This is a genomic window from Enterobacter cloacae complex sp. I1M (genome assembly GCF_014982425.1).
Lineage (GTDB): Bacteria > Pseudomonadota > Gammaproteobacteria > Enterobacterales > Enterobacteriaceae > Enterobacter > Enterobacter intestinihominis.
On sequence record NZ_JADCLG010000012.1, the window covers coordinates 55,438 to 63,945 of the forward strand.

7 protein-coding genes are annotated in these 8,508 nt (G+C 59.8%); all 7 read left to right on the forward strand.

Annotated elements, in window-relative coordinates; all coding sequences use genetic code 11:
- Nucleotides 1-77: 77 nt before the first annotated feature.
- The 7 genes from rhaB to INF86_RS07650 all read left to right on the forward strand — a co-directional run bounded on the left by rhaB (nt 78) and on the right by INF86_RS07650 (nt 8,428).
- Nucleotides 78-1,547 carry a rhamnulokinase gene (gene rhaB, locus INF86_RS07620; protein WP_045308717.1) on the forward strand — a complete coding sequence of 490 codons (1,470 nt, stop codon included), beginning with the start codon at nt 78-80 and terminating at the stop codon, nt 1,545-1,547.
- On the forward strand, nt 1,544-2,803 hold the full coding sequence (rhaA, locus tag INF86_RS07625; protein WP_023305094.1) for an L-rhamnose isomerase: 1,260 nt from the start codon (nt 1,544-1,546) through the stop codon (nt 2,801-2,803). Before rhaB ends, rhaA begins: the two co-directional genes overlap by 4 nt.
- 121 nt (nt 2,804-2,924) lie before the next feature.
- A complete protein-coding gene (gene rhaD / locus INF86_RS07630) occupies nt 2,925-3,755 on the forward strand; it encodes a rhamnulose-1-phosphate aldolase (RefSeq protein ID WP_193543404.1) in 831 nt (276 codons plus the stop codon).
- Between the two features lie 82 nt (nt 3,756-3,837).
- A complete protein-coding gene (gene rhaS, locus INF86_RS07635) occupies nt 3,838-4,824 on the forward strand; it encodes a rhamnose ABC transporter substrate-binding protein (protein ID WP_023298909.1) in 987 nt (328 codons plus the stop codon).
- Nucleotides 4,825-4,923: 99 nt separating this feature from the next.
- Nucleotides 4,924-6,426: a sugar ABC transporter ATP-binding protein gene (locus INF86_RS07640; RefSeq protein ID WP_023305095.1), complete on the forward strand. Its 1,503-nt coding sequence runs from the start codon at nt 4,924-4,926 to the stop codon at nt 6,424-6,426.
- Nucleotides 6,426-7,430 (forward strand): ABC transporter permease, encoded by a 1,005-nt coding sequence (locus tag INF86_RS07645; RefSeq protein WP_023305096.1) that lies wholly within the window; start codon nt 6,426-6,428, stop codon nt 7,428-7,430. Before INF86_RS07640 ends, INF86_RS07645 begins: the two co-directional genes overlap by 1 nt.
- Nucleotides 7,427-8,428: an ABC transporter permease gene (locus tag INF86_RS07650; RefSeq protein WP_038416935.1), complete on the forward strand. Its 1,002-nt coding sequence runs from the start codon at nt 7,427-7,429 to the stop codon at nt 8,426-8,428. Before INF86_RS07645 ends, INF86_RS07650 begins: the two co-directional genes overlap by 4 nt.
- The last annotated feature ends 80 nt before the right edge of the window (nt 8,429-8,508 follow it).

The window sequence follows — 8,508 nt, forward strand, 5'->3', positions numbered from 1 at the left end:
GGCTGTCAGTGGCGAGAAGGTGGCTATTTCTTCCCTTTCTTACACTCCTCGCTAATGACTTAAGAAAGGACCCGACCATGACTTTTCGCCATTGTGTGGCTGTCGATTTAGGCGCATCCAGCGGCCGTGTAATGCTCGCCACCTGGGACTGCGACCTGCACACCCTTACGCTTCGCGAAATGCACCGTTTCGCCAATTGCCTGCAAAAACAGGACGGTTTTGTTACCTGGGATATCGACGCCCTGGAAGCAGAGATTCGCACCGGACTTCACAACGTCTGCGAAGACGGTATTCGCATCGACAGTATCGGCATTGATACCTGGGGTGTGGATTACGTGCTGCTGGACAGTCACGGCGAACGCGTCGGCCTGCCGGTCTCCTACCGCGACAGCCGCACCGATGGGCTGATGGCGCACGCCATCGCGCAGCTTGGCAAGGAGAACATCTATGGTCGCAGTGGCATCCAGTTCCTGCCGTTTAACACGCTGTATCAGCTACGTGCGCTGGTTGAGCAACAGCCTGAGCTGGTCGAAAAGGTGGCGCATGCGCTGCTGATCCCGGACTACTTAAGCTACCGTCTGACCGGCAATATGAACTGGGAATACACCAACGCCACCACCACGCAGCTGGTCAACATCAACACCGATAACTGGGATGAACATCTGCTGGCCTGGACGGGCGCCTCGCCGTCCTGGTTCGGCGCGCCAACCCATCCGGGCAATGTGATCGGTCACTGGCTTTGCCCGCAGGGGAATGAAATCCCTGTTGTCGCCGTCGCCAGTCACGACACCGCGAGCGCGGTCATTGCCTCGCCGCTCGCCGACAAAGATGCGGCCTATCTCTCTTCCGGCACCTGGTCGCTGATGGGCTTCGAGAGCAAAACCCCGTACACCAGCGATGCCGCGATGGCGGCGAACATCACCAACGAAGGCGGTGCCGAAGGCCGCTACCGGGTGCTGAAGAACATCATGGGGCTGTGGCTGCTCCAGCGGGTGCTGAAAGAGCAGAACATCACCGACCTGCCCGCGCTTATCGCGGAAACCGAAACGCTGAAGGCCTGCACCTTCCTGATCAACCCGAACGACGATCGCTTTATCAACCCGGTGCACATGAGCGCCGAAATCCAGGCCGCCTGTTTTGAAGCGGGGCAGCCGGTACCTTCCCGCTCCGCCGAGCTGGCACGCTGCATTTTTGACAGTCTCGCCCTGCTGTATGCCGACATCCTGAGCGAGCTGGCTGACCTTCGCGGCAAACCGTTCACACAACTGCATATCGTGGGCGGCGGCTGCCAGAACCAGCTGCTGAACCAGCTCTGCGCGGATGCCTGCGGCATTACCGTGGTGGCAGGTCCGATTGAAGCCTCCACGCTCGGCAATATCGGCATTCAGCTGATGACCCTGGACGAACTTTCAAACGTCGACGATTTCCGTTCGGTGGTGACGGCGAATAACAGCCTGACCACCTTCACCCCCCATCCCTGCCATGAAATTGCCCGCTACCGGGCGCAGTTTCAGCAAAAACGACTGACTAAGGAGCTTTGCGCATGACCACTCAACTTGAACAAGCCTGGGACCTGGCTAAACAGCGTTTCGCCGCCGTCGGCGTGGATGTCGAAGAGGCGCTGCGCCAGCTCGACCGTCTGCCCGTCTCCATGCACTGCTGGCAGGGTGATGACGTCGCCGGTTTCGAGAACCCGGGCGGTTCCCTGACGGGGGGTATTCAGGCCACGGGTAACTACCCGGGCAAAGCGCGCAACGCCACCGAACTGCGTGCGGATCTGGAGCTGGCGCTGAGCCTGATCCCCGGGCCAAAGCGCCTGAACCTGCACGCCATTTATCTCGAATCCGACGAGCCGGTCGCGCGTAACGAAATCAAACCGGAACACTTTAAGAACTGGGTGGAGTGGGCGAAGGCCAACCGGCTGGGTCTGGATTTTAACCCGTCCTGCTTCTCGCACCCGCTGAGCGCGGACGGGTTTACCCTTGCGCACGCCAACGACGAAATCCGCCAGTTCTGGATCGACCATGTCAAAGCCAGCCGCCGGGTCTCGGCGTATTTCGGCGAGCAGCTTGGCACGCCATCGGTAATGAATATCTGGATCCCGGACGGCATGAAAGACATCACCGTAGACCGACTGGCCCCGCGTCAGCGTCTGCTGGCCGCGCTGGATGAAGCTATCAGCGAAAAACTGGACCCGGCGCACCACATCGACGCCGTCGAAAGCAAGCTGTTCGGCATTGGCGCAGAGAGCTACACCGTGGGCTCAAACGAGTTCTACATGGGTTACGCCACCAGCCGCCAGACCGCGCTGTGCCTGGATGCCGGCCATTTCCACCCAACCGAGGTGATCTCCGACAAAATCTCCGCCGCCATGCTCTACGTGCCGCGTCTGCTGCTGCACGTCAGCCGCCCGGTTCGCTGGGACAGCGACCACGTGGTGCTGCTGGATGACGAAACCCAGGCCATTGCCAGCGAAATCATCCGCCACGACCTCTTTGAACGCGTACACATTGGCCTCGACTTCTTCGACGCCTCCATCAACCGCATCGCGGCGTGGGTTATCGGCACCCGCAACATGAAGAAAGCCCTGCTGCGCGCGCTGCTGGAGCCTGTCGCCGCCCTGAAACAGCTGGAAGAAAACGGCGACTACACCGCGCGCCTGGCGCTGCTGGAAGAGCAGAAATCCCTGCCGTGGCAGGCGGTGTGGGAGATGTACTGCCAGCGTCACGATGCGCCTGCGGGCAGCCAGTGGCTGGACAACGTGCGGGCATATGAGGAAGACGTGTTGAGTCAGCGCGGGTAACTGCCCCCTCACCCCTGCCCTCTCCCCAAAGGGGAGAGGGAGCAAACCATCCCCTCTCCCCTTTGGGGAGAGGGTTAGGGTGAGGGGTTCAACCTCACCGCGATAACTGGAAATGAAAACTATGCAGACCATCACCACTTCCTGGTTCGTCCAGGGCATGATCAAAGCCACCTCTGACGCCTGGCTCAAAGGCTGGGATGAGCGCAACGGCGGCAACCTGACGCTACGCCTGGACGACGCGGATATCGAGCCATTTGCCGCCGATTTCCACCAGAAGCCGCGCTATATCGCCCTGAGCCAGCCGATGCCGCTGCTCGCCAACACGCCGTTTATCGTCACCGGTTCCGGGAAGTTCTTCCGCAACGTCCAGCTCGACCCGCAGGCCAACCTTGGCGTGGTGAAAGTGGACAGCGACGGTGCGGGCTACCACATTCTCTGGGGTCTGACGGACGACGCGGTACCGACATCCGAACTCCCAGCACACTTCCTCTCCCACTGCGAGCGCATCAAGGCGACCAATGGCAAGGACCGCGTAATCATGCACTGCCACGCCACCAACCTGATCGCCCTGACCTACGTGCTGGAAAATAATTCTGATTTCTTCACCCGCAAACTGTGGGAAGGCAGTACCGAGTGTCTGGTGGTGTTCCCGGACGGCGTCGGCATTCTGCCGTGGATGGTGCCGGGCACCGACGAAATCGGTCAGGCAACCGCAACGGACATGCAGAAGCACTCACTGGTGCTGTGGCCGTTCCACGGCGTCTTCGGCAGCGGCCCGACGCTGGATGAAACCTTCGGCCTGATCGACACCGCCGAGAAATCCGCGGAAGTGCTGGTGAAGGTCTATTCCATGGGCGGCATGAAGCAGACCATCACCCGGGGAGAGCTGATCGCCCTGGGCAAACGCTTTGGCGTCACCCCCATGCAGTCGGCGTTAGATCTGTACCAATAACAACATCGCGCCCCGCTCATTGAGACGGGGCGAAAACCACCTGCAATCCCTACAACTAACTCAAGTCAGTGGAGTAAAAGCAATGAAAATAAAAGCAAGCTTGATCCTCACCGTTGCCGCTCTGGCGTTGTCCGGTTCCGCTTTAGCAGAAGTGAAAATCGCCCTGGTGGCGAAGTCCTTAGGAAATGGATTCTTCGAGGCAGCGAACGTCGGCGCGCAGGAGGCGGCCAAAGAGTTAGGCGATGTGAAAGTGATTTATACCGGCCCGACCACCACCACGGCGGAAGCGCAGATCGAGGTGCTGAACGGGTTGATCGCCCAGGGCGTGGATGCGATCGCGATTTCCGCGAACGATCCGGACGCCGTCGTGCCGGTGCTGAAAAAAGCGATGCAGCGCGGCATTAAGGTTGTGTCGTGGGACTCCGGGGTGGCGAAAGCCGGACGCCAGATCCACCTCAACCCGTCCAATAATGCCCTGATTGGCGAAACCAACGTGAAGCTCGCCGCCGACGCGCTGAAAGCGCTGAACGTGGAGAAGGGCGACGTGGCGGTGCTGAGCGCCACGCCAACCTCCACCAACCAGAATACATGGATTGCGGAGATGAAAAAGGTGCTGCCGAAGTACCCGTCCGTCAATCTGGTGACCGTGGCCTACGGAGACGATCTCTCTGACAAAAGCTACCGCGAAGCGGTCGGCTTGCTGAAAACCTACCCCGAACTGAAAGTGATTGTTTCGCCATCGTCCGTGGGCATCGTGGCCGCTGCGCAGGCGGTGAAGGACCAGGGCAAGATTGGCAAAGTGTACGTCACCGGTTTAGGCCTGCCGTCCGAGATGGCGGGCGCGGTGAAGTCCGGCGCGAGCAAGAGCTTTGCCATCTGGAACCCGATTGACCTCGGCTATGCGGCAACCTACCTGGCGGATGACCTGGTGAAAGGCACGGCCACGAAAGGTGAGGCCAGCATGGGCAGACTGGGCAAAGTGAAGCTGGATGCTGACGGCAACGGCGCGATGGCCGAGCCGTTCGTCTACGATGCCAGCAATATTGATAAGTTCTCGAAAATCTTTTGATGCAATTTGTAGGCCGGATAAGCGTAGCGCCATCCGGCAAAAGGCGGGTGGCGCTGCCGCTTACCCGCCCTACAAATTCCTCTGTCCAGGAGAACTATCATGACCCCATTGCTACAGCTTTCTGGCATCACCAAGGTGTTCCCCGGCGTGCGTGCTCTTGAGAACGTGCAGCTTGCGCTGTGGCCCGGCAAAGTGACCGCCCTGATAGGCGAAAACGGCGCGGGCAAGTCGACGCTGGTCAAAGTGATGACCGGCATTTACCAGCCCGACGAGGGCGAAATTCTCTATAAAGCGATCCCCGTTCATCTCCCGACGCCGGAGTCGGCGCATAAAATGGGCATCACCGCCATTCACCAGGAAACCGTGCTGTTTGATGAACTCTCGGTCACCGAGAATATTTTTGTCGGTCAGTACCTTCACAAAGGCTTCCTGAAAAAGCTCGACTGGCCGGAAATGCACCGCCGGGCGCAGGCGATCCTCACGCGGCTGGAAGTGCAAATCGACCCGCGCGCGACGCTGAAAACCCTGAGCATCGCCCAGCGTCACATGGTGGCGATTGCCCGCGCGCTGTCGTTTGAGGCGCAGGTGGTGATCCTCGATGAACCCACGGCGGCGCTGTCGCAGCATGAAATCCTCGAGTTTTACCAGATTGTGGAGCGCTTAAAGCAGGAGGGCAAAGCCATCCTGTTTATTTCCCACAAGTTCGACGAGATTTTTGAGCTGGCCGATCACTACACTATTTTGCGCGACGGCGCGTTCGTCGGCGCAGGTGCAATAAATGAGATCACCGAGGAGCGCATGGTGTCGATGATGGTCGGGCGCGCCATTACCCAAACTTTCCCTAAAATCGACTGCGAAAAAGGCGAGACGGTGCTGGAGGTGAAAAACCTCTGCCATCCGACCGAGTTTGCGCATATCTCGTTCTCCCTGCGTAAAGGGGAAATCCTCGGCTTTTACGGGCTAGTGGGGGCCGGGCGTACCGAGCTGATGCAGGCGCTTTCCGGCGTCACGCGGCCATCGTCCGGGGAAATTATCCTCAACGGACAGCCCCGGCGCTTCCGCCAGCCTGCGGATGCGATCAAAGCCGGTATCGTCTGCGTGCCGGAAGAAAGACAGAAACAGGGGGCGATTATCGCCCTGCCGATTGCCCAGAACATCAGCCTGCCTCAGCTCAGCAAGCTCAATCCGAACGGTGTGCTGCATGACGACCGTGAATGGAAGCTGGCGGACGAGTACGCCAAACGCCTGCAAGTGAAAGCCTTCAGCTGGAAGCAGGCGGTGGAGACCCTCTCTGGCGGCAACCAGCAAAAGGTCGTGATCGGCAAATGGCTGGCGACGCACCCTGACGTGATTATCCTCGATGAGCCGACAAAAGGCATCGATATCGGCTCAAAAGCAGCCGTGCATCAATTTATGTCCGAGCTGGTCAGTCAGGGGCTGGCGGTAATCATGGTCTCGTCCGAACTGCCGGAAGTGATGGGCATGGCGGATCGCATTATCGTCATGCACGAGGGGCTGATGGTGGCCGAGTACCAGGCGGGAGACGCGACGGCGGAAACCATCGTCAGCGCCGCCAGCGGTGCAAAACAGGAGGCGGCATAATGCTTAGCTCACTCTTAAAACACCGCGAAGCCCTGCTGGGCGCGGTGATTATCCTGATGATCGTCGCCATTGGCAGCCGCGTGCCATCGTTTATCGCGCCGGGCAACCTGGTGGAGATGTTTAACGACACCGCCATTCTGATCGTCCTCGCGCTCGGGCAGATGATGGTGCTGCTCACGAAAGGCATCGACCTGTCGATGGCGGCCAATCTGGCCCTGACCGGGATGATTGTCGCCCTGATTAATTTCCATTACCCGGACGTGCCCGTCTGGGCGCTGCTGATCCTTGCCAGCGTGCTTGGGCTGCTGATGGGCGCGATAAACGGCCTGCTGGTGTGGAAGCTGGGCATTCCGGCGATTGTGGTAACGCTCGGTACTATGAGCATCTACCGTGGAATGATCTTTTTGCTCTCCGGCGGCGGCTGGGTGAACTCAAACCAGATGGGTACAGATTTCCTCGGCCTGCCACGTGCGTCAGTGCTGGGCTTGCCGGTGCTGAGCTGGTGCGCCATCGCCGCGCTGCTGCTGGTGGGCTACTTCCTGCGCTACAGCCGCACCGGACGAGCGCTCTACACCGCAGGCGGTAATGCCACGGCAGCGTACTACACCGGGATCAACGCCGGAAAAATGCAGTTCATTAGTTTCTGCCTTTCCGGTCTGCTGGCCGGGTTCTGCGGCTACCTGTGGATATCGCGCTTTGCCGTTGCGTATGTTGACGTCGCTAACGGTTTTGAATTGCAGGTGGTGGCAGCCTGTGTGATTGGGGGGATCAGCACCATGGGCGGCACCGGGCGCGTGCTCGGCTGTCTGTTTGGCGCACTGTTCCTCGGGGTGATTAACAACGCCCTGCCGGTGATCGGCGTCTCACCGTTCTGGCAGATGGCGATTTCCGGCACGGTAATTGTGATAGCGGTGCTGCTGAACGAGCGCGGCAATAAACGTAAAGGCCGATTGATACTGCGCGATGCGGCGCTGGCACGTCAGAAACTGGCGGTGAAATCATGAGCAAAATGATGACATCTGAAGCAATCAAACCCACTTCTGCGCCGGGCATCTTCCAGCGTCTGCTGTGCTGGGAGGGGTTCCTGCTGGCGGTGACGCTGGCGGTGTTTGTGGTGAACGCGCTCGCCTCACCCTACTTCCTCAATATCTGGAACCTCTCCGACGCGACGTTCAACTTCACCGAAAAAGCGATCATCGTGTTGCCGATGGCGATGCTGATTATCGCCAGGGAAATTGACCTGTCGGTAGCCTCCACCATCGCGCTCAGCTCCACGGTGATGGGCTTTTGCGCGGCGGCGGGCGTCGATACGCCGCTGCTGGTTTGCGTCGGATTAGGCGTCGGGCTACTGTGCGGGCTGTTCAACGGCATTCTGGTGACGCGCTTTAACCTGTCGTCCATCGTCATCACCATCGGCACCATGAGCCTGTACCGCGGGATCACCTACATTCTGCTCGGGGACCAGGCGCTGAACAGCTATCCGGAGAGCTTCGCCTGGTTCGGCCAGGGCTACGTCTGGGGCGCGCTGTCGTTTGAGTTCGCGCTGTTTATCGTGCTGGCCGCTCTGTTTGCCTTTGTGCTGCACCGCACCAACTTTGGCCGCCGCACCTACGCCATCGGCAATAACCCGACCGGCGCGTGGTACTCCGGCATCAACGTGAAGCGCCACAACCTGATCCTCTTCGCGCTGGTTGGGCTGATGTCCGGCCTGGCGTCGGTGCTGCTTACCTCGCGTCTGGGCAGCACCCGGCCGACCATCGCGATGGGCTGGGAGCTGGCGGTGGTGACGATGGCGGTGCTCGGCGGCGTCAATATTCTCGGTGGGTCCGGCAGCATGGTGGGCGTGATTATCGCCGCCTTTCTGATGGGGCTGGTGACCTTCGGCCTGAGCCTGCTCAACGTGCCCGGCATTGTGATGTCGGTGATTATCGGCGCGATGCTAATCGTGGTGATTTCGCTGCCGATTATTACCCGCCGGATGATGCAGCGAAGACGGAATTAAATTGCCCCTCACCCCTGCCCTCTCCCCTGAGGGGAGAGGGTGAAAAGCCGCACCGAGCAGTCCCCTCTCCCCTCCGGGGA

Bases quoted from the DNA above. Each gene is read 5' to 3' on its own strand.
- INF86_RS07650 (WP_038416935.1), top strand. From the start codon at position 7,427: ATGAGCAAAATGATGACATCTGAAGCAATCAAACCCACTTCTGCGCCG.
- INF86_RS07640 (WP_023305095.1), top strand. From the start codon at position 4,924: ATGACCCCATTGCTACAGCTTTCTGGCATCACCAAGGTGTTCCCCGGC.
- rhaA (WP_023305094.1), top strand. From the start codon at position 1,544: ATGACCACTCAACTTGAACAAGCCTGGGACCTGGCTAAACAGCGTTTC.
- rhaB (WP_045308717.1), top strand. From the start codon at position 78: ATGACTTTTCGCCATTGTGTGGCTGTCGATTTAGGCGCATCCAGCGGC.
- rhaD (WP_193543404.1), top strand. From the start codon at position 2,925: ATGCAGACCATCACCACTTCCTGGTTCGTCCAGGGCATGATCAAAGCC.
- rhaS (WP_023298909.1), top strand. From the start codon at position 3,838: ATGAAAATAAAAGCAAGCTTGATCCTCACCGTTGCCGCTCTGGCGTTG.
- INF86_RS07645 (WP_023305096.1), top strand. From the start codon at position 6,426: ATGCTTAGCTCACTCTTAAAACACCGCGAAGCCCTGCTGGGCGCGGTG.